Source organism: Virgibacillus sp. 6R (assembly GCF_001895305.1).
GTDB classification, from domain to species: Bacteria; Bacillota; Bacilli; order Bacillales; family Amphibacillaceae; genus Virgibacillus; species Virgibacillus pantothenticus.
Map to the genome: position 1 here is coordinate 1,913,034 of NZ_CP017762.1, position 22,420 is coordinate 1,935,453.

The 22,420-nt window shown below is 37.9% G+C and carries 16 protein-coding genes and 1 pseudogene; 6 read left to right on the top strand and 11 right to left on the bottom strand.

The features are described 5' to 3' along the window. Positions 1–194: 194 nt before the first annotated feature. Positions 195–494, bottom strand: a complete 300-nt coding sequence (locus BKP57_RS08715) for a phasin family protein (RefSeq protein WP_050350920.1) — start codon at positions 492–494, stop codon at positions 195–197. An 18-nt stretch (positions 495–512) separates the two neighbouring features. Then, positions 513–2,159 carry an ABC1 kinase family protein gene (locus tag BKP57_RS08720; protein ID WP_082240885.1) on the bottom strand — a complete coding sequence of 549 codons (1,647 nt, stop codon included), beginning with the start codon at positions 2,157–2,159 and terminating at the stop codon, positions 513–515. 224 nt (positions 2,160–2,383) lie between these two features. On the opposite strand from BKP57_RS08720, the gene BKP57_RS08725 reads away from it, so the two are divergent. Continuing rightward, positions 2,384–3,733, top strand: coding sequence for a YjiH family protein (locus tag BKP57_RS08725; protein ID WP_050350919.1), 1,350 nt, complete (start codon positions 2,384–2,386; stop codon positions 3,731–3,733). Between the two features lie 43 nt (positions 3,734–3,776). On the opposite strand, the gene BKP57_RS08730 is transcribed toward BKP57_RS08725, so the two are convergent. Beyond that, on the bottom strand, positions 3,777–4,787 hold the full coding sequence (locus tag BKP57_RS08730; protein ID WP_072741359.1) for an acyltransferase family protein: 1,011 nt from the start codon (positions 4,785–4,787) through the stop codon (positions 3,777–3,779). Between the two features lie 725 nt (positions 4,788–5,512). After that, positions 5,513–6,364: a non-homologous end joining protein Ku gene (gene ku / locus BKP57_RS08735; RefSeq protein WP_050350917.1), complete on the bottom strand. Its 852-nt coding sequence runs from the start codon at positions 6,362–6,364 to the stop codon at positions 5,513–5,515. A gap of 108 nt (positions 6,365–6,472) precedes the next feature. On the opposite strand from ku, the gene ligD reads away from it, so the two are divergent. Next, the gene (gene ligD / locus BKP57_RS08740) at positions 6,473–8,281 is read left to right on the top strand and encodes a DNA ligase D (protein WP_072741360.1); all 1,809 of its coding nucleotides are present in this window, start codon (positions 6,473–6,475) and stop codon (positions 8,279–8,281) included. A 13-nt stretch (positions 8,282–8,294) separates the two neighbouring features. Here the strand turns inward: ligD and BKP57_RS08745 are convergent, their stop codons facing one another. From BKP57_RS08745 to BKP57_RS08755, 3 genes and pseudogenes are all read right to left on the bottom strand, one after another. Next, positions 8,295–9,335, bottom strand: coding sequence for an ion channel (locus tag BKP57_RS08745; protein ID WP_072741361.1), 1,041 nt, complete (start codon positions 9,333–9,335; stop codon positions 8,295–8,297). Between the two features lie 729 nt (positions 9,336–10,064). Continuing rightward, entirely contained in the window at positions 10,065–11,456 is a 1,392-nt protein-coding gene (locus BKP57_RS08750) for an L-cystine transporter (protein ID WP_050350914.1), read from the bottom strand. Positions 11,457–11,874: 418 nt separating this feature from the next. Further along, a pseudogene (locus BKP57_RS08755) lies at positions 11,875–12,535 on the bottom strand (chromate transporter). A gap of 173 nt (positions 12,536–12,708) precedes the next feature. Between BKP57_RS08755 and BKP57_RS08760 the strand changes: the two are divergent. Together BKP57_RS08760 and BKP57_RS22025 are read left to right on the top strand one after the other, a co-directional pair. Then, positions 12,709–13,404 (top strand): Na-translocating system protein MpsC family protein, encoded by a 696-nt coding sequence (locus BKP57_RS08760; protein WP_072741362.1) that lies wholly within the window; start codon positions 12,709–12,711, stop codon positions 13,402–13,404. A gap of 296 nt (positions 13,405–13,700) precedes the next feature. Then, complete coding sequence (locus tag BKP57_RS22025; RefSeq protein WP_156875303.1) at positions 13,701–13,868, top strand: hypothetical protein; 168 nt, start codon at positions 13,701–13,703, stop codon at positions 13,866–13,868. 183 nt (positions 13,869–14,051) lie between these two features. Here BKP57_RS22025 and BKP57_RS08765 read toward each other — a convergent pair whose 3' ends face one another. Both BKP57_RS08765 and BKP57_RS08770 read right to left on the bottom strand, forming a co-directional pair. After that, positions 14,052–14,849, bottom strand: coding sequence for a TerC family protein (locus BKP57_RS08765; protein ID WP_050350910.1), 798 nt, complete (start codon positions 14,847–14,849; stop codon positions 14,052–14,054). A gap of 400 nt (positions 14,850–15,249) precedes the next feature. Next, entirely contained in the window at positions 15,250–16,983 is a 1,734-nt protein-coding gene (locus BKP57_RS08770) for a phospho-sugar mutase (protein WP_050350909.1), read from the bottom strand. A 583-nt stretch (positions 16,984–17,566) separates the two neighbouring features. Here BKP57_RS08770 and BKP57_RS08775 point away from each other — a divergent pair. Then, positions 17,567–18,655: an AI-2E family transporter gene (locus tag BKP57_RS08775; RefSeq protein WP_249664735.1), complete on the top strand. Its 1,089-nt coding sequence runs from the start codon at positions 17,567–17,569 to the stop codon at positions 18,653–18,655. Between the two features lie 287 nt (positions 18,656–18,942). Here the strand turns inward: BKP57_RS08775 and BKP57_RS08780 are convergent, their stop codons facing one another. Further along, positions 18,943–19,788, bottom strand: coding sequence for a GNAT family N-acetyltransferase (locus tag BKP57_RS08780; protein ID WP_050350907.1), 846 nt, complete (start codon positions 19,786–19,788; stop codon positions 18,943–18,945). 98 nt (positions 19,789–19,886) lie between these two features. Here BKP57_RS08780 and BKP57_RS08785 point away from each other — a divergent pair, with 98 nt between their 5' ends. Further along, entirely contained in the window at positions 19,887–20,084 is a 198-nt protein-coding gene (locus tag BKP57_RS08785; protein ID WP_050350906.1) for an SE1832 family protein, read from the top strand. 149 nt (positions 20,085–20,233) lie between these two features. On the opposite strand, the gene BKP57_RS08790 is transcribed toward BKP57_RS08785, so the two are convergent. After that, a complete protein-coding gene (locus BKP57_RS08790) occupies positions 20,234–22,093 on the bottom strand; it encodes a cation:proton antiporter (RefSeq protein ID WP_050350905.1) in 1,860 nt (619 codons plus the stop codon). Positions 22,094–22,420: the final 327 nt, after the last annotated feature.

Genomic DNA, 22,420 nt, shown 5'->3' on the forward strand with positions numbered 1-22,420 from the left:
TAGTCGGCCTTCCTCTTTGCGACGAACCGATGAGGACTTATTTGTAGGGCGCATTTCTATAGTCACATCGTTGCTGGGCTCATGCGCCGGACGTGGCTAGCCGGTTATTTCGTTATCCCCAAACACCACATTTTATAGTTTCCTTTACAACAAAAAAGAGAGCAAATCAACATATGATTTGCTCTCACTTAGTATTATTTTTCTGCTAATTTATTTTCCAGCTCTGTTATTCGATTACGAAGTTCTTCTACTTCTTCTTTTGTTGCTAATCCGATATCATTAGCAAGTTTTTGCGTTTGCTCCTGTTGTCGGGTTTGCCAATCCTCTTTCTTTGCTTCTCCCTTATCGACAAACTGCTGCAATAACGTTTTCGCCTGTTCTTGTGTAAGTTCATTTTTCTCTACTAATTGTTTTATTTTAGTTTCAAATTTCTCCTTACTAGTTACTGCTGCACCTAATCCAAGTAAAAACCCTCTTCTTAATAAGTCATTCATAAGATCCACCTGCCTCCTTTAATTTGTAGATTGAATCATTTTATAATGTTTCCTCAATATAACCAGTAGGATAATTACAAAAACAGTTACACTACATAGCGCAATCACCACAATCAGTTGCCATTGTAAATAATATGCTCCCGCTGCACAGCCTAAGCTGATGAGTAGAAAAATAATGCTTAATACTTCCAATATGACAAAATACTGGTGTTTTAATCGTTGCTTCTGTTTTTGTTGATCCCACTGTCTATCCCTGGTTCCATTTTCCAGCCAGTCCAAAACAGCTTGTGGGTAAGAAAGAAATGGCTTAACCGTGTCTTTTGCGTATTGCTTATAAAATGTTTCCGCAATTTTCTTGCCGCCAAACCATTTTTTCAGCTCAGGCTCTGCCCATTTTTGAAAATCAATTTCCGGATAAATCGCTATTAAAATTCCGATAACAATGGAAACCGCCCTTCCCAAATAAGCATATTCCGCAGATAGCTGGATAGGTTGTTCATGAATTACAAGCCGGATGTCTTCTTTTATTTGATCCATAACATGTGCATCCTGTATATTCATTGTACCACTTTGATACATTTTTATCGTCTCGTGAATAACCCGTTTTAATTTTTCACGATCCGCATGCGGCAAAATAAAGTTCATTTCATCCAGCGTTTTAATAACCTGGTCGTAATCATCCATCACAATACTTTGAATCAACTGTTTAAAATAATGGCTATCTTGTTTACGTACTTCCCCTACCATACCAAAATCAATAATAACGATCGTCCCATCTTGTTGCACTAAAATGTTCCCGGCATGCGGATCAGCATGAAATTTTCCTGTAGTTAAAAATTGTTCCAAATAAAAATCAAATAAAGTTTTGGCTGTTTCTTTTGTATCAATTTGGTGACGGTTCATAAAATCCACGTCCGTGATTTTTGCACCATCTACCCATTCCATAACAAGCACGCGCTTTGTACATAATTCCTCTATGTAAAACGGAATATGAATAGAGGCGTTTTCCTCAAATCGTTCCTTAAAATACAGGGCATTGGATAATTCATGATCAAAATGCAGTTCCCGATTCATAACTGTCACAAGTTCGCGATACAATGAAGGTAAATCTGTTTTCTTCCCAAAAGAAGTGAGGGCAGATATTAACCAAAATACGATTCGCAACGTTTTAAAATCTTTATGAAACACCTCTTTGATTCGATAACGTTGCACCTTAATAGCAACCTCTATCTGGCTATCTTTTAACTTAGCTCGGTACACCTCGCCAATCGAGGCTGATGCAATGGAAGGTGTTTGAATTTCTTCAATATGTGCATCAATTGAAGTACCCCATTCTTCTTCCAAAATACTACGAGCGTAAGAATAAGGCATGGCAGGCACCCGGTCCACGAGACCACTTAGTTCTTTAATAAATGCATCCGGCATAAAGTCTGTTCTTGTACTAAGAAACTGCCCGACCTTGATTAAGACACCACCAAGCAGAATCGCTTTTTCGCGGTATTCTTGTGCCATTTTTGTGATTAAATGATTCCACTTGTCAAATGTTTCATTATCCCAAATACGGTGTTTAAAATGAAAGCTATAAATCTTCGCAATAAACTTTAACGTCATCCAAACCATTACGATACAACGATAACCTAAATTATATTTTAACCTTTTATGCAATTTAAACACCTCATTATTGTATACCCTTTTCCATTCTAGACTAAAACTATATCATCTTTTCTGATTACATTGTTTTGTACTTGAAAAAGATTTCTTCATTAGAGACCACATGCACATCTGTTGCGGGTTTGCTCTCCAAAGTTTTAACGCATTGATAATTAATCATTGGATAATCATTCATTTTCCCTTATAATAATAAGAAACATAGAACGTTGGGGGATTTTATGAAAAATAACAGCTATTCCTTTTTGGATCATTTTAAATTTATTATACCATCTCTTATTGGTGTTTTTTTATTTATGTCACCAATTAAAACAGAAGATGGACTTACTATTCCCATTGCTATCCTTGCTGGTAAAGTTGAAGCATTATTGGCAGATCAATTATCAGCAATTATGATGGTGATTATCGTATTTACAGCACTTATGACTATCATTGTTCGATTTCTTGGTAAAGAAAAGTTGAACAGCACCCCATTTTTTCAACAGCTTTTTTATGTCAATCTATTTTGGACGATAACGAGAGTGATTGCCGCTATATTTGCCATTATGGTATTTTTCCGCTTGGGACCGGAATTTATCCATAGCGCCGAAACTGGTCAAATGCTACTAGGAGATCTATTACATGTTTTATTTGCTGTTTTCTTATTTGCAGGGCTATTTTTACCGTTACTGATGAATTTTGGACTGCTTGAATTATTTGGAACGCTGATGACGAAAGTAATGCGGCCTTTATTCCGGCTTCCAGGACGTTCGTCTATTGATTCCTTAGCTTCTTGGGTAGGCGATGGCACCATTGGTGTGTTAATTACAAGTAAGCAATATGAAAATGGGTATTACACGAAACGGGAAGCTGCTGTGATTGGGACGACATTCTCCGTTGTCTCGATCACCTTCTCTTTAGTTATCATTTCGGAAGTTGGTCTTAAAGATATGTTCCTGCCATTTTATGGTGCAGTTTTGGCTGCTGGATTTGTTGCTGCCTTAATCATGCCGCGGATTCCTCCACTTTCTAAAAAAGCAGATACGTATATAAATGAGGAATCTGAAGGAATTTCCGAACAGGTACCAGCTGGTGAGCATATTCTGTCATACGGCTACAAAAAAGCATTAGACCGGGCCAAGCAAGAAACAAGTGTGTATAAGCTTTTCAAAGAAGGCGCACAAAATATTTTGGATATGTGGATGGGAGTCGCCCCAGTCGTCATGGCCTTTGGATTGATTGCACTAATCATTGCGGAAACAACTCCTGTTTTTCAATGGCTCGGCTTGCCTTTTGTCCCTTTGCTGGAGCTGTTACAGATACCATATGCAAAAGAAGCGTCAGAAACAGTGTTGATCGGATTTGCAGATATGTTTTTACCGTCGATTTTAGCTTCAACCATTGAAGCAGACATTACCCGTTTTACCATTGCAGCACTATCTGTCACCCAGTTAATTTATATGTCAGAAGTGGGCGGATTATTAATTGGTTCTAAAGTACCCGTTTCCTTTAAAGATTTAGTGATTATCTTTTTATTACGCACACTGATTACTTTACCGATTATCGCACTCATTGCTCACCTCATCTTTTAAAAAACAGCCAAGCTAAAAAATAGCTTGGCTGTTTGTTTTAGAATCATTTCTGTTCTAATTGTTGTGCCGTTTTTGTATACAATTTCTTCATAATCGATGCTTTCCCTTCAATAAATGGCTGCCAAATCCCTTGTACTGGTCGACTGGATAAAAGCAGAACGAGAAGGATTGATAAGACAGCAAGACCCATGAAATCAAATATTCCATCTATTTTAAACAGGTCTGCTTGACGGAAGTATTGGATAAAAAAGCCATGTAGCAAATATACATAGAGTGTACGAGTGCCGAGTACTGTCCATTTGAAATGTTGGATTGGTATCCAAGAAAGTACACTTAAAACCATCAATGCTGCAGATAAGTAAACTAATAACCTTGCTAACCCTCCAAACTCTGGAAGTCCTAAATTACCATATGACTTAGAAGCGAGAAGCCATCCGGAATTAAAATCAGGCAAATAATAGATAGCAATGGCGATTCCAACCATAACCATAAAGGAAACTACCTTCACTGCTTTCAGCTTGACAACCATTACTTGTTTTTCCGTTAAAAAATAACCCACTAAGAAAAATGGAAAGAAAACGAACGTGCGCGACAAGCTGAACATTTGACCAATCTCACTAAAATAACCTACGATGAGCCCAAGTTGTACAGCAACAGCAACGCTTAGTAATGGTGGTAGCTTTTTAAACCAGTATAATAACAGATGCCAGCAGAAAAGGCTGAATAAAAACCACATCGCCCAGTGCGGACTGAATAAATCCGTTTGCCAGCCTGGTTTACCGATTAAAAAATAGTAACCTGTATAAAGCAATTGAAAAATCACATATGGTAGTAATAGTTTTTTCATTAATTGTAATACGTGATTCACCGACCCAGAGCCTTTGGCAAAAAAACCGGCCAAGAATATAAACGCAGGCATATGAAACGTATAAATCCACAGATAAAGTGTATGAACATATTTTGAGTCTTCTGTGAAAGGCTGTATCATATGTCCAAAAACAACTAAAAAGATCAGGATGACTTTTGCATTATCAAAAAAAGAGTTTCTCTCCATGGTTCTCCCGTCCTTTTCGATAAATTTTATTTTCATTTCAAAAAGCAGGGAAATTTCAGAGAAGTAAGTTTTGATAAGTGTCAAGATGTTGAGTTGTTTGTATGAGCCATGCTAATAAAAGCAATCCATGAATTTTGTCCCATTTTTCCAGGCTTTTTGAACACGCTTAATCTAATCCTATTTTTAAAAATAGGGTGCATTATTTACTCTACCCTTTTTGGACACCGTTTGCATATGAAAGCACTCGTTTTCATACACTTGTTAGCGTTTTGTAAACGGGTTGCAAAATAACCATCTATATGTAATAGAATCGTTAAAAGAAGTAATCTACTGGATTACTTCTTTTTAAAAAGATAAGAAAGCATAAAATGAGGAGCTTGGAGATAACGAAATAACCGAATAGCCACGTTTATCTCGTTCCATTCGCTACGTTGCTAAACGGGCATTTAGGTCTGTTACCTTCCCCCTTAGACTTGTTGCAGGTCGCAGCAAAGATTATCCAACTCCTGAAGATAAGTCCTACGTACCTTATATAGGGGAAAAACACCTTTATCCAATGATTTACTTTTACTTTGTATGAAGAAAACGCTATTTACCATTATATAACTTATTTATTTTAGGTAGTATTTCAAGAATCTAAACATTATAAAGCAAAATTCTTCATCATAGATGGTGGCTCGCGCTCTAGGCGAGCCATGGTGGTTTCTTACCAAAAGCGGATACAATTATGTCCCTGTTTTCTTCTTTTTTACCTTTTTTTCCTTTTGTTTGGATAGCTGTGGCTGTTTTGGTTTCGGCTTATCCTGCTTTGCTCGTTCTAATGAAGCTTGTAAAGCATCCATCAAATTTGTTGCTGCATCTGGTGAAGGCTTATCCAGCGCAGTAGCCGTTTGATCTTGCTCCTTCTTTTGCTCAATTAAATCAAGCAAAGCATGTCTGTACTCATCCTTATACTTTGTCGGATCAAAAGCTGTCGTTAATTGTTCGATCAGCATCTTTGCCGTATCCAATTCTTGGGAGTTTGCCTCCACCTCTTTAGGAACATTAGGTACATCTGCAACACTACGTACTTCATCTGGATAGTGTATCGTTTCGACAACTAATGTATCCTGATAAACACGAATGATTGCTAATTGTTCTTTAGAGCGAATCATCATTTTGGCAATACCAATTTTCTCGGTTTCCTTCAATGCTTTACGCAATAGGCCGTAAGCTTTAGCGCCACCTTCATTTGGAGATAAAAAGTAGCTTTTTTCATAATAAATGGGGTCAACCTCAGCAAGTTGTACAAAATCAACAATTTCTACAGCCTTATCTGCTTGTTCCTGTTTTAATGCTTCCAGCTCTTCTTCGTCCAAAACAACGAATTTATTCTTTGCGTACTCATATGCTTTGACAATTTCTTCGTTTTTAACTGGGCGTTCACATACAGGACACGTACGCTCATATTTAATAGGTGATTGACATTCCTTATGCAATTGCCTTAATTGAATATCTTTATTCTCAGTAGCGGCATGCATTTTTACAGGGATGTTCACAAGACCAAAGCTGATCGTTCCTTTCCACATCGTATGCATTCTCATTCCTCCTTAACCGTAGTTTGCCAAAGCGTAAGGAATTTTATCCAAGTATGGTTATTATTCTTGTTTCTGTATCAAACTAGGTTTTAGAAAGGAGAACAGAAAATGCATGTCATGAAGCCTATACCCAGTGTAGATATCCCCAGAGGTAAAGAATGGTTATATGAAGTAAAATACGATGGCTATCGTTGCACATTACAATGGACTAAAGAACTTATTCAACTACGGAGTAAAAATAATACAAATTTAAGTAAACAGTTTCCAGAAATTATCCAAGCCTGTTTGCAGCTCCAAGAACAAGTCGAATCCCATTTGCCCTTAACAATGGATGGAGAACTCGTCATATTAAACCAACTCTATCAAGCAAATTTTGAGTGGGTTCAAAAACGTGCCAGACTACAGGCAACATCTAGCATCGAAACCGCTTCTAATCAACGTTCTGCCAGTTTTATGGTCTTCGATATACTGCAGCACCAAGGGGAATCTTTGTTATCGATTGATTTGGAAAAACGCAAAGAATACCTCCAACTACTATTTACAACTTACCCTTTCTCACAAGAACTTATATATGTACCAAGTTACACAAACCCCGACCAGCTTTGGAAGGAAATCTTTATACATCTTGGAGAAGGTATGATAGCAAAGCGGAAAAATAGTCTCTATAAGCAAGGGAATAATCACCAAGACTGGTATAAAATAAAAAACTGGAGGTCGTTAAGTGGCTTTTTAACAGCTTTAGATATAAATAACGATTATTTTCAAGTAAGTGTATATAAACATAACCAAATCGCCTCCATTGGGAAATGCAAGCATGGGCTTGATTCAAAAGAAATGGATATTTTAAGACAATTATTTCAAACAAAAGGAGAACAAAAAAGCAATACTTACATTTTGCCTCCTGCTATTTGTACAGCCATCCATAGCCTTGATTTATATAAGCAAGAATTACGTGAGCCAGCTTTCAAACAAATACTTCCACACGCGCGTCCAGAAGAATTGACTTGGGAAAAGCTACAGCTTGATCAGGCTATGTTTCCAACAGAAGTTGAAATAACAAATCTTAACAAAGTCTTCTGGTCGAAACCAGGTTATACGAAAGCAGACCTCTTGCTTTATATTCGGCAAATAGCTCCTTACATGCTGACGTTTTTTAAAAGGCGTGCACTTACAATTATTCGCGCGCCTGATGGAATAGATAAGGAACATTTTTTCCAAAAACATTTGCCCACCTACGCACCTGCTTTTATGCCAAGACATGAACACAAGGAAAAACATAGTATCGTTTGCGAAACATTAAACGACCTCATCTGGTTAACCAATCATGGTACCGTAGAATTTCATACGCCATTTCAAACCATTGCAACAAATACGCCTGAAGAAATTGTCTTTGATTTGGACCCACCAAGCAGAGACCGTTTTTCTTTAGCAATCAAAGCAGCTTTAAATATGAAATATCTATTTGATGAATTACAGTTGATCTCTTTTGTCAAAACTTCGGGAAATAAAGGGCTGCAAGTATATATCCCGATTCCAAGTGGAAGCATGACCTACGAAGATACTGCCTTATTCACCCAAACCATAGCATTTACATTAGAAGGCACCTTCCCAGCACTATTCACCACTGAACGATTCAAGCATAAACGTAATGACAAGCTTTATATTGATTACGTCCAACATGGCAAAGGAAAAACGATTATTGCACCTTACTCGCCTAGAAAAACTTCGGAAGGAACAGTCGCCATGCCCTTATTTTGGAATGAAGTAACGGATGATTTAACTCCACAAAACTTTACGATAAAAAACGTCGTTGAGCTTGTAAAAGAACGGGGTTGTCCATGGCAAAGTTATGAAGCCGTGAAAAAAAGCCAAAACCTAGAAGAAGTTTTGACTTTTTTACAAGATCATCATAGATGAATGATTAAAAACATTAGTAGGATGGAACACCTTGACGAAGCAGGTTGGTATATACATCCTCATCACAAATAATGAATAGCTGTGCATCGTGCGGAATTGGCTCTTTCAGTTGGTTAATAATCGATATATCGTTGCCATTAGATAATAATACCGCTCCTTGGGCAGCTAACGCAGTTCGAGCGTGTTCAAATGTATTCCAATCTGCCTTTTTTCCAATCGAATATAGATCATAACCATGATGGCTCGTTAATTGTCTAATAATTTCACTCGAACCATTAAATAAAATGGAGCGAGCTGCTAAGTGAGCCGCAGTATCGTTCGCAGTAATAAATTCTTCGACGGCAGCATGCTTAAAGGCCGGAATATGTGTTGATTCCAATACTTCGCAAATCGTATAAATATTTTGCGAGAATTCTTTCCCTATACTCTCTAACGTTGTAGCAATAAGCAATGTTTGACCGTCTGCTTGAGAGGTGGCTACGCCATCTTCAGAAGCAAATACCATGACCGACTTACTTTTTAGCAAATTTGCCTGGAACAATACATCGCGATTGGCAGGATTACCTTGAACAAATTCAACCTGTTCATGGATCAGTGGCGTTTTTTCGATTTTCTCATCAATGATAACAATCGGAATATCCTTAAACGTATGTAAAATCTCATCTAATGTGATCCTTGCCTTCTTCGTCCAATTAACGAGAATAATATGGTCTTCTGTAGTAATATTCAATCTACCTTCCTCCTTTAATCGCTTGCGAATGCTCAAAAAATCAATTGCCTTACCAATAAAAATGGTCATTAAGCCGATTCCAACAATATATAAAAACATAGCAAAAATCTTTCCACCAACTGTTGTTGGCGAAACATCTCCATAGCCGACCGTTGTTACAGTAGTCATCGTCCACCACAAGCCTTCAAATGGGCTAGCAAATGTATCTGGTTCTAGATAATAAATAAAATAACTGCTTGCAAACACTAATGTAAGTGTTGCAAAAAGTAAAAACCAATGATTAAGTTTAATGACTTTAACGAATAATTGTTTAAAAAATATCATATACTCCTCCTCTTTCATTTCTCCCATAAAAACTTTAACTTAACTACTCAAATAGTAACATATTTCACCTTTACATATCGCACATTTTCCTATGAAACTCTTAGGCAACAGCAATTTCAGAAAATCTATCTTTAAACTATTTTAGTCTCTAAAAACTTGTGCTAATACACCATTTCCAAACAAAGGTATTTGTTTTTAAAGTTAGAATTATTCTTTGCGCTAAGAGGTGGGCGCCCATTTAGCAACGTAGCAAATGGAACGAATCAACTAAAAGTGAACTTCGATCAGCGGGGTTTTCTTCATCCCCGCTGATTGTTAGTACCACCAGGGTATGACCTAAAGGCCCTTGAACGAATCGGGGACTTAGGTGCTGTTACCTCCCGCTTCGACTTGTTCAGCTCACATCTTCCATTCTTGAAGTGGGAGTCTACAACGCCTTTTTACGGGATAAAGGAATCATGCCACTAAAACAGGGGTATGCCGACGTCTGGCGGCAAGCCCGTTTTTAGTCGGCCTTCCTCTTAGCGACGAACAGATGATGACTTACTGTAATGCGCATTTCTAAAGTCGCATCGTTGCCGGGCTCATGCGCGGACGTGACTAGTCGGTTATTTCGTTATCCACAAGCACCTCATTTTATAGATTCCTATACAACAAAAAAGATGCTCACTTCCTCTTAAGAAGTAAGCATCACATCACTTTTTCTAATAAAATCAACCTAGGGTTTCTCTATATTTCCGGTGCTTCTTGAATTGCAGATTTATCCTGATACGTTTTAACGTTTAGCTTATTTAAAATTCTCGCTGTTAACGTTCCAGTAACCATGGAACCATTCACATTAAGCGCTGTTCGCCCCATATCGATAAAAGCTTCAATTGAGATTAATAAGCCGGCTAAAGCGACTGGCATGTTCATAGATGATAAGACAATTAATGCAGCAAAAGTGGCTCCACCACCAACTCCAGCGATACCAAAGGAACTAATTCCGACAATTAAAACAAGCTGCAAAATAAACCCTGGGGATAATGGATCTATTCCCATCGTCGGTGCAATCATAACTGCAAGCATCGCCGGATAAATACCTGCGCATCCATTTTGCCCCATCGTTGCGCCAAAGGAAGCCGACATATTCGCTATCCCCTGATCAACACCTAAAGCGTGCTGTTGGGCTTGGATATTCAATGGGATCGTTCCAGCACTAGAACGGGATGTAAAAGCAAATCCTAAAACTGGAATAGCTTTACGCAAGTATATAAACGGATTAAGACCAAATAAACCTACTAAGATCAAATGGATGACAAACATTACAAACAGAGCGACATATGAAGCAACTACAAACTTGCCTAACTCTAAAATACCTGCAAAATCTGTACTTGCTACTGTATTAGCCATTAATGCTAAAATCCCGTATGGCGTTAGACGAAGAATAAGGGTAACAATCCGCATAACGACTGCATATAACGCATTAACCATTTTCGTAAACATTTCAGCCTGTTCCGGATTTTTTCTGCGGACACCTAAAACAGCAATCCCTACAATCACAGAGAAAATAACGACAGCAATTACGGAGGTGGATCGATCACCTGTCATATCTAAGAAAATATTTGACGGTATAAAACTAACAATTTTTTGCGCTGTAGTCTGTTCTTCTACCTCTTCTAAAGTAGATTCCAAGATCGTTCCTCGTTCGTTTTCTGCCTGCCCTGCTTCAATCTGTTCGGCACTCAGATCAAACACCGTAGCTGAAACAATACCAACTAAAGCAGCGATCATCGTCGTCGAAATTAAAATCCCAATTATCCAGCTTGCCATTTTTCCTAATTCTGCTGTTTTTTCCAAGTTAATAATGGATTGGATAATTGACACTAAGACGAGCGGGATAACGATCATCATTAGAAAGCGAATATAGCCACTACCAACAATACTGTACCAATCTGTTGTTTCCGTCAATATGTCAGACCCAGCTCCATAAGCCCATTGGAGAATAGCACCTAAAACTATCCCTGCACCTAAACCGGTAAACACACGCTTGGTGAAGGAAAAATGTTTTTTCTGCATCCAAATAAGAATTCCTATAAGTACTAATAATATCGCCACATTCAATAACGTATACATTCCCATACCAATTACCTCCTTTATAATATTGTTTGCATATCTGGTTGAATTTATCATATGCATGTTGCACCAGCCGTGGCACTAATAATATATTAATCCGATAAAAATACTAAGACTTTAATTAGGTTACAATTTTTTCACCTTGCTGTCAAGGAATCAAACCAGTTTTTTTATCAAAATAATAACCTTAGATACGAATATATCGTCTTATAAACTATTCCCTATATAATCTTTATATTAGAAAAACTTGGCTTGTCGCCAAGTCTAATGGCGAAACCCTTTTGTTTTTCTTATACTATAAACCAAAAAAATCTTATACTTTCCTATAGTGCAAAAAAGACAGTTGCCAACTACATATGTTGGCAACTGTCTTAATTGCATGTATTTTTTATCCTTGTAAAAGATAGGTTGTCTCCAGCTCACGTTAAACAAACAGATGAATAATCTCTCCCGCAATCACACCTATGATCACAATTAGCCACGCTGGGACTTTCCAAAAATGTAATAAAGCAAATAAAATAACTGCTAGCCCAAAGTCGGCTCCATCCAAAATGGAACTCGTAAATACTGGATCATAAAACGCTGCTAATAATAAACCGACAACACTAGCATTTACTCCCGTCAACATACCTTGAAAGCTGGAACGTTCACGCAGCTCACTTAAAAACGGCAATGCGCCTACGATCAGTAAAAATGAAGGTAAAAAGATAGCGCCAGTAGCAATAACAGCTCCGATTATCCCATTCATCATCGTACCTACATACGAGCTAAATGTATTGATAGAAGAAAGCGAATAGCACAAGAACAATCACAGATGGCAATGTAAATCCAAGCCAGGACATTACTCCGCCCAACAATCCACCTCTTAGCATTCCAATTGCAATGCCCACTTGTGAACTAGCTGGACCTGGTAAAAATTGACACAGAGCGATAATGTCCGCATAGGTTTTTTCGTCCAGCCATTTACGCTTATCAATATATTCGGACTTAAAATAACCTAAATGAGCCACAGGACCGCCAAAGGAGGTTAACCCTAACGTTAAAGAAGTACGCAATATTTCTATTTTTGAATGTTTTACAGTCATAAATGCCTCCACAGCAAATTGTTACTGAAAATCTATCACAATTCGCATATAATGTTAAGATTTTTTACATAACTGTAATAGGGAGGTTTCTTGTCACTATCTATGTGGTAATGATATACTAAAAAAAGGGAATGCAAAAAAAGGTGTGTTCCTACAAAAAAGGATGACTCTAAGTGAAAACAAAAGTAAAGTCAACAGAAGCTTCCATTGCCAGTGCAACTGGTAAACTATTAAGAAGCTATTTCGGTAAAGGACCCGGGGCATTATATGTATCCTTAGCCCATTCCTATTTAACGATTTATCTAAAAGACTTTATAACTCCGATGGAGAGTGTGTTACTCGAGCAAAAACAAAACATAAAAATAGAACAGGCACGAGATGTCGTCATGAATAAATGTATTCCTGAGCTAAAAAGGATATGGCAAAACGAATTTGGAATTACTGTACTACAACTTTATTATGATTGGAATTTAACAAACAAAAGCGGCATTCTATTTGCAGAAATAAAAGCAACACATATTATGAACAACTCCAGCTCGCTTTCAAACGAAGAAAGGACAGGAATTCATCAGGAGATAGAACGCTTTACAGAAAAGGCACAAAAAGCGCCTCGCAATATAAAGTCTGTTCGTTTAAATGAGCGAACCATTGTATCGAAGCGAGAGGATATCCTCGTTACCATTGAGAAAGAGCTCATTTCCTCCGGCTTTGAAGAAGAGTTAAGACTTTCTAAACGAAAGCTGGAAAAAAATATTATGGACAGAGAATATTTGGAATCCATTTTAAATCAACAAATGGAGGATATATTTGTTGATTGGAATTTCCATCATGACATAGGCTATGTAGTAATGATCCTACAAGCTGTATAGATACATGAACTGGCAGGAATGTCGAGACATTAGCGCTTGGACATAAACCGAAAAGGAAGCAAACCTTTTCGGCTTTTTTAATAAAATGAAATCAATCGTTGAGGGCTTTTCCCCCACTGGTTGCTACTACCACTAGGGTATGAATCGCCTTTGTACAGAATCGAGCGTTGCTGGCAGTTAACCTCCTGATTTCCCTGGGGTTCATTTGAAACATGGAAGGGTCGGTCTTACTGCTAGTTACATGCCAAGGTAAATGGAGACAGTTATCATCTTCAACAAGTAAAGGGAGAGGTTGCATGTATCGAATAGTTGCAATTGGACATAATCGGGTACGGGCTATCATCGCAGTAAATGAACAAGAGATGATTTTTGAAACTTATACAGAAGCGGAGAAATATCTTTTAGAAGCAAAAAAGGCAAATGTTATACCAGACAATTATAAATTGACTATCGAAAAACAATAAAGTGAAGCTTCATTCAGTGAAGGTTTTATCACCAGCTAATTGATGTGCCAAAAGGGTATGACTAATGGAATCTAAACAGGATCGGCTATTTGACTTGTGCTTTAAAAAAATGCTTCCGTCCAATTTTTGTAACATTGGATGGAAGCATAGAAGCAATATATGAAAACACGTTAGTCTTCCGGTTTATTTCTCTGAATCCTTCACCCGCTCTTCGTCTTTTACTGTAGCCTTCTTATCACTTGAAGAGAACCAACCAATGACAGCAATTCCTACAAGTACCACATAGAATATGACTTTCCATAAGGTTGAATGTGGAAAATCATGTGGGATAAGTGCGATATCTTCATGTGCAAGTACAATCAAACTAAGCTTCACACCAACCCAGCCGACAATAACAAAAGCAGCCACTTCTAAACCAGGTCGTTTATTCAACAATCCTACAAATATATTTGCCGCAAATCGCATAATAATTAACCCAATCATACCACCGGCAAACACGACTAAAAACTGTGCTGTATCTAGACTTCCTATATGACCTAATTCTGTTGCTGGCAAGGCAACGGCTAGTGCTACAGCAGCTAAGATAGAATCGACTGCAAAAGCAAGATCAGCAAACTCAACTTTCAACACGGTCATCCAAAAACTGCTTCCCTTTTTCTCCTTTGTCTGCTTGTCTTCTTCCACTCCTTTTCTCGGTTTAAACCGGTCATATAAATGTTTCAGAGATATGAATAGTAAGTAAAGCGCACCGAGTGCTTGTACCTGCCAAACATCAACTAAAAACGAAATAACGAATAATGATCCAAACCGGAGAACAAACGCACCAGCTAACCCGTAGAATAATGCTTTTTTACGCTGTTTTTCAGGTAAATGCCTCACCATAATCGCTAAAACAAGCGCATTATCTGCAGCCAACAGTCCTTCTAAACCAATAAGCACAACTAACACCCATAAATATTCGATCAGTAAATCAACGCCCATTCCTTATCTTCTCCTTCCTCTATGGCGATCGAAACTTTTCCAGTTAGGAAAAACCCCATCCGTGCTATAGCTCGCATACATTAGCCAAAAACAACAAATAGTGTAGCAAAGCTATAAAAAAAGGTTCCTACCAACCGGTAAGAACCACCAAAAACAGACCCTTACCAGGATTGGTAAAGGTCTCGCTAACAACGATCGTTGCCAATTCAGCCGGAGAATGATCTCGTAATGACGACTAAAATTGTACAGCTACTCCCCTTTATAAAAACTTGTTCAAAAAGATTTATCATAAAGATACTGCATGACAAAAAATAATCTCTTGAACATTTATTTATAGGAATAAAATCACTTTATTATTAAACCTCTTCTGAGGAGAAATGTCAACTATTAATTTACCAGATTACACCTCAATTGTTGCTTGCAAAATTTTATCCATGGAAGCTTGTAATGTTGCCAATTTATCTTTACTATCCGCTTCACTCGTTCCACGTACACCAAAATAACATTTAATTTTTGGCTCTGTTCCAGACGGGCGTAAGCAGATCCAACAATCCCGTTCCAAAATATACTTCACCATATTCTCTTTGGGCAGCTCGATGTTTTCGACTTGACCATCTTTAAATTTCCTTGTACCGGCCAAATAATCTTCTGTTTGTTCTACCTCCAGACCCCCAAATTTTTGTAAAGGCTCATTACGTACATAATCCATAATCAAACGAATTTTTTCTGAGCCTTGCTTTCCTTTTAGGGTGATAGATTGCATATTTTCAAAATAATAACCATGGCGAGCAAATAGTTCATATAAAGCATCTAAAAGTGTCTTGCCCTGTTGCTGCCAGTAGTACGCCATTTCACAAGCAATCATTGAAGCTTGTACTGCATCTTTATCACGAGCAAAGCTGCTAATTAAATACCCATAGCTCTCTTCATAACCAAAAACAAAGGATTCGCCTGTGCTATCAAACTCTCTAATTTTCTCACCGATAAATTTAAAGCCAGTTAATGTATTCAATGTCTTAATACCATAGTAATCAGCAACTGCCTTACCTAACTCAGATGTGACGACAGTCTTAATCATGCGTCCGGTTCTTAATAGCGCTTTGTCACTATGAGCTAGTAGATAATCTAGCATCAATGCCCCAAGCTGGTTGCCCGTCAACACTTGGTAATCACCTGCACTATTTTTCACTGCGACACCTAGTCTATCTGCATCTGGATCTGTAGCAAGTAGAATGGTTGCATTGGTTTGTTTACCTTGTTCAATAGCCATCGTAAATGCTTGGTGTTCCTCAGGATTAGGCGAAGCAACAGTTGAAAACTCTGGATCTGCAATCGCCTGCTCCTTTACCACGTGAACATTTGTAAAATTCAACTGTTTTAACCCTTTAGGTACGAGCTGAGAGGCAGTTCCATGTAACGGAGTAAAAACAATTGGCATCGTCTTTTCTTTAGCCATTTCATCTGCTGACCATTTTGAAATGCCCTGCAGCTTATCTAAATAAGCATTATCAATTTCATCTTTGATCCAATTGATTAACTCCTGCTCTTCTAATTCGTCCTGTTCCAAATAGGGAACAGATAGCTCATCCTCTACCTGATTAATATACGTAATAATTTCTGAGGCTTGACTCGGTGTAATTTGCCCACCATCTTCGTTATATACTTTAAAGCCATTATACTCCGGTGGATTATGGCTAGCTGTAATCATTACACCGGAAACGGTGCCTAAGTAACGTACAGCAAATGATAATAAAGGTGTAGGTCTTAAAGAAGAAAAAACATAGGCGGTAATTCCGTAAGCACCCAATACTTTAGCTGTTTCTAAAGCAAACTCCTTCGACATATGCCTCGAATCATAAGCAATGACAACGCCACGATCCTTTACATTTACAGTATGCTCCAGCAAATAGTTTGCTAGACCACTTACGGCTTTGCGAATCGTATAAACGTTCATACGATTTGTTCCTGCTCCCAAAACTCCCCGCATGCCACCAGTACCAAAGGTTAATTCTTTATAAAAAGCGTCCTCCAATGCGACAGGATCCGCTTTCAGTTGTTTCAGTTCCTGTTTTAAATTCGGTTCTAGATTTTGATATGAATCCCACTTTTCAAAAGTACGTTCCCAGCTCATCATTCACTTATCCTCCAACATTTTTATCTAAACGAGGAGTTTCCTATTCATTTTCATTTAATCATCGAAATTCCTCGCTGCGCCGACTAATAGTTAACTGCAATCAGTCAGTTTTTCTTTTTTACCTTCATACTATACGAATTTTAGCATATTTTCACTAATTATTCTATGGCAACCCTTTCATGTTTACATCCGCTGGAAAATGGTTAAACTTTACTAATATAGTATAAAACGCTTTTTTGCTCCCATGCTTTTCATCAGAATAATTAAACATTTAATTCACTCCCCAAAAGGTCACTTGGTCATTTTTGATACGAAATATAGTATATGGTGATCTAGTAAAACTACATCATATTGTGGTTTTTGGACAGTCATTTTTTTAGAAAACACCCTTTGGGGTGGTAACGAACATTTTGTTTCTCGTACGTATTTCTTAATGTTAGCACATTTCTATATAAGAGGCTTATACATAAGACCCAAGTCTACTGGATAAAAGCAACGTATTTCAGTTTTCAATTACAAGATATACTTTCTATTTTTGGCATAAACAAGTAAAATAATGATATATGAACTCGGGAAAGTAGGGATGCACGTGGTAAATAAACGCTGGTTTCAATTTTTTGTGTTTTTTATTTTAGCTTTCACTTTAATTCTATTAATCTCGGTCACAGACTTTATATTTTTTCCCTTTATAAAAATAGTTGGTTCTGTAGCAGTACCTATTATCGGTGCTGGTATCCTTTACTACTTAACCAAACCTTTAATGTATTTTTTTGAACGTCTAAAAATCAATCGGATTATTTCGATAGTTCTTGTTTTTGTCGTGATGATACTGCTTGGTGTATTTGTATATATGTATATTGCGCCGATTGCGCAACAACAATTCCGCAATTTAATTGATAATGTTCCAAAAATGGTAGACTGGGCACAGGATATGATTTCCTTATGGCAATCTAATCAAACAGCTATTCCTGACCAAGTGAATAAGGCAATTAACGATTTTACCAATAATTTACAGTCGCATATTGACAGTGTTATCAATTATCTGTTTGGATTTATCGGGCAAATTATCGGCTTTGTTACATCATTAGTTCTTGTTCCTTTTTTCCTATTCTTTATGTTAAAGGACGGAGAAAAGCTAGTACCGTTTATTACGCAAATTTTTTCCAAAAAAAAGGCAGCCAATATACGTGCATTACTTTCCAAGCTCGATGCTACATTAACTTCTTTCATCCAAGGCCAATTAATTGTCAGCTTCGCTGTAGGAGTTTTATTGTTTATTGGCTACTTAATTATCGGCTTAAATTACTCTCTGACACTTGCATTGTTTGCTATGGTTATGAATGTTATTCCATTTGCGGGTCCGTTTATTGCTGTCATCCCTGCATTAATCGTTGGAGCCTTTCAGGAGCCAATTATGGTTGTTTGGGTAGCATTAGTAATGATTGCAGCACAGCAAATAGAAAGTAATTTAATTTCGCCAAATGTGATGGGGCGTGCACTAGATTTACATCCACTAACGGTAATTACGGTTATCTTGGCGGCTGGAAGCATCGCTGGCTTCTTAGGTATTCTGTTTGCAGTCCCATTCTACGCAGTAATTAAAACGATCATTCTTCATTTTTATCAAACATATGTAGATTCCAAAAAGAATAAAGAAGATGCGCTTATTTAAACATCTATAGCGAGGTCTGATTAAACAGACCTCGCTTTTTTGTTTCATACGGTTGTCCCACGTATAACTGACAGCAAGAACTGCTATTCTTTGCTTTGGATTGTTCCTATGCAGGTTCATTGATGGTTTAACTGTTCTTCCATTCTACGAGGCGAAGCCCAGTAGGAAGAGCGTAGGTTCCAACAGTAAGTTAAATGAACCCTTGTTTGACCAACATAACTTCTCGTTAGTAAGTGAAAACAAATCTTTTTAAATCCGTTTAACTACCTTCTTCACAGCAAGCTTCTTTAACTACATCGAAATCTATACACCATTGCGGATCCAACTTTATAGTAGCCAATTTTCTGATATATATAATTAGAAATCGGATTGGATACATCTGTGTACAAGCTACAAAACTGATACCCTTTATTAAGCAACTGCTGGCTTAATGCTGCAACTGCACTTGTAGCATAGCCATTTCCTTTAAAGTGGTCTGGTGTAAACACGGCATTAATAGCAGCTCCGTTCCTCGTCTTTCTTGAGCAATTAGCCATGGACACAAGTTGGTCATTTATCCGCCAAAAGAAAGCAGATTGCTCCTTAATAAACCGCCTTGCTATTTGCTCTGCACGTTGTAAGGAGATCTCTTCGCCAGCTTGCTTACCAAATTGTTGCAGCCAATCTATTAATAGGGGCAGATCCTGCTCTTTTGCCACAATTAGTTCTCCAGTCTGCCGAGCATGCTTTTTCACCTTATCTAGCTGGTAAATAAGTTCACGCATATGTACGGAGGCAGTACAGCCTGTAAGCTTTCCCCATTCCGCTGCAAAAGTAGTAGCGTACGATTCCGGACCTATGACACCAGGAACTCCCCAACCTCTGTTCCATAGATGTTCCACAATACATTGTACCGTCTCTTTGTCCATATTGCCTTCCAAATCAGGAAGTACCCAATTATGTGGTGGCGTACGTAAAAATGGATAGAGTAATTGACCATCCTTTTCTACCCATCCTAAATAACAGTCTCCCTGCTCCTGTTGCAAACGTTCCAAAATGCCAAGCATTAAATTATTACACGCTTCTTTCTTTAACAGCTCTTCTTCTACCATGTCCAGATAGTACTGTAATGACTTTGTAAATCGAACTTCCATTCAAGCCCCCCCCCGCAAGAATTCTTTATAATATACATCGTTTTCCCTGTTTTGTAAACTTCATTTTCGTTACACTAGTGATGAGGAGGGATATGGAGATGACTCGAAAACAATTACAGGATAAGCTAGATGAATTAAAATCAGACTACGTACGAATACAAGGTGATTTAGATAAGCTGGAGTATGTACGCGGAAGAGTATCCTCGGCAGAGGAACAACTAATTCGCTTAGAAGGGGAAATTGCAGAAGTGCATCGGCAGTTGGATGAACTAAACACGTATCAGGACATGTCCTAATACTATGAAACGTCCTGTATAAAGTAATCAATCAGTACACGCTTTTACCACTCACTATTTATTAGATGAACATACGAGCAGTTGACTCGCAGTTAGATTCCCCGCGTACTGCCCAGTTACATGCGGTATAATCGAAAGAAGGAAGCTAATTAGCTTCCTTCTTTCGATTGACCATTACGCTGTATTTCCAGCTTTGCTTGGATTTTCGCTTTCTCTTTATTTGCTGGTGTCAAACTGACAATTCGATCTCCCACAGCGGGGACTGTCCGCATTTCTTCCGAATAAAACTTCAATTGCCCAGATGGCTTAATCAAATATAGAAATACGGTCGAATCATCTTTATCTGCTAAATATTGTTTGTAATTATATTGAGAGGTTAATGTTGTCTGTCTAAATACGTAGTGATTATCTAATTTATCGAGTAAATCTTCCATCGTAAATTTCTTATCAAACAGAATTCGGCCGCCTACTCTTGACACGACCTCTGATGTATCGCCACTAATTTGATCTAATGGACTTATTTTAAACACATTTGTTCTTCCATACTCTGGCATAAAAGTCGTACACACTAATGAATTAAATGCGTGATCATCGGTTGCTGCCAATAGATATTCATATGGAATGGTGTCTAAATTATATTCTGTCTGTTCCGACAAAATATTCCCGTGATAAAAGTTAATTCCTGCTTCTCGTACAGGACGCAGTTTTTCCCACGAGGAATCCACAATAATAACCGGGAAATCTGCTTTTGAAAGAGATTTAGCTAATTCTACCGTAAACCGATTGGCCCCGACAATAATTGCCCCAGGCCTTCCTTCCATGGATAGATGCAATTTCTTCGACAGCCAGCCGATAGAAAAACCATGTGCCACAACGGTAAAGAACACAAGCCCAAAGGTGAGCGTGGTTAAAATTTGCGCATCTTCATAACCTTGTTCTGCCAAAACTCCGGCAAAATAACCAGAAACCGTTAATGCCACAATCCCTCTTGGAGCAATCCAACCAACTAGTGCTTTTTCATTAAATGATAAGCTGGTTCCAATTGTGGAAAGGAAAATAGATAATGGGCGCACAATAAACATCATAAGCAGCACATAACCAATAATATTTGGACGGAATATGTGCAACAACGTTTCTATTTGCAAAGAAGCTGTCAACATAATGAAGATTGTCGAAATAAGCAGAATCGAAATATTCTCCTTAAAGTGACGCATATCGGAAATAGAACTAATCCCCATATTCGCCAGTGTTATTCCCATTGCTGTAACAGATAAGAGCCCCGTTTCATGAACGATTTCATCAGCTATTGTAAAACAAAGAATAACTACAATTACTACAGCAGGAGACTTTAAAAATTCTGGTATATGGCCGGTTTCAAACATCCAGCCAATTCCTCGTCCGCAAGCCCAGCCAAAGATGGCAGCAAATATGGAAGCGGCAAAGAATAATAATAGTTTGGCTACATCAGGATCTGATGCAGTTAAAAAGGTAATGATTTCAAAGGCAAAAACTGCAAGCAATGCACCGATTGGATCAACAATAATGCCTTCCCACTTTAAAATTTTTGCTGGTCTAGCTTTTAATTTTGACTGACGCAAAAGCGGCATAATAACGGTTGGACCGGTAACAATAAATAAGCCACCAATAACGAAGGCGACAGCCCAAGAAAGACCAGCAATATAATGTGCTGTTAAAGAACCTAGAATCCAGGCAATAAACGCCCCGACCGTTGAAATACGGAATACGGGTTTACCAAGTCCTCGTAATTCTTTAAAGCTTAAATTTAAACTCCCCTCAAATAATATAATTGCTACTGCAACCGAAATGATCGGACTATATAAACTGCCAAAGTCTTCTTCAGGGTTTAAAAAGCCCAAAATAGGTCCTGCCAACAGTCCTGTTATCGACATTACGACAATCGCAGGCATGCGATAACGCCACGCAATCCACTGTGAGCCAATCCCTAAAAGACCTATTAGCATGATTTCAAATAGTAATGATGGTACCATGTTATACCTCCTTGAACTAAAATATTATCGGTAAAGCTCCAGTTAATTGGAGGTATAGCAATGCTCCTCCAATCATAATACCCTTAACTATCGCTTTTAAATTGAAGGAGCAGAAGAATGAACTGCTTGCTTATAAATAGAGTTGTAAACCCATGTTCTTAAAACTCTGGTCTAAATTGTAAACCGGCTGCAAATAGCACGTGTTCACTTTTCATTTACCTTATCCGTTCAAAACATAAAACGATATTTTGGTCTTTCGAGCATCTTTTAAAAACGGGATAAATGAAACATTAAGCTAAAAACATTTTAAAGGGGAAAAGGGAGAAT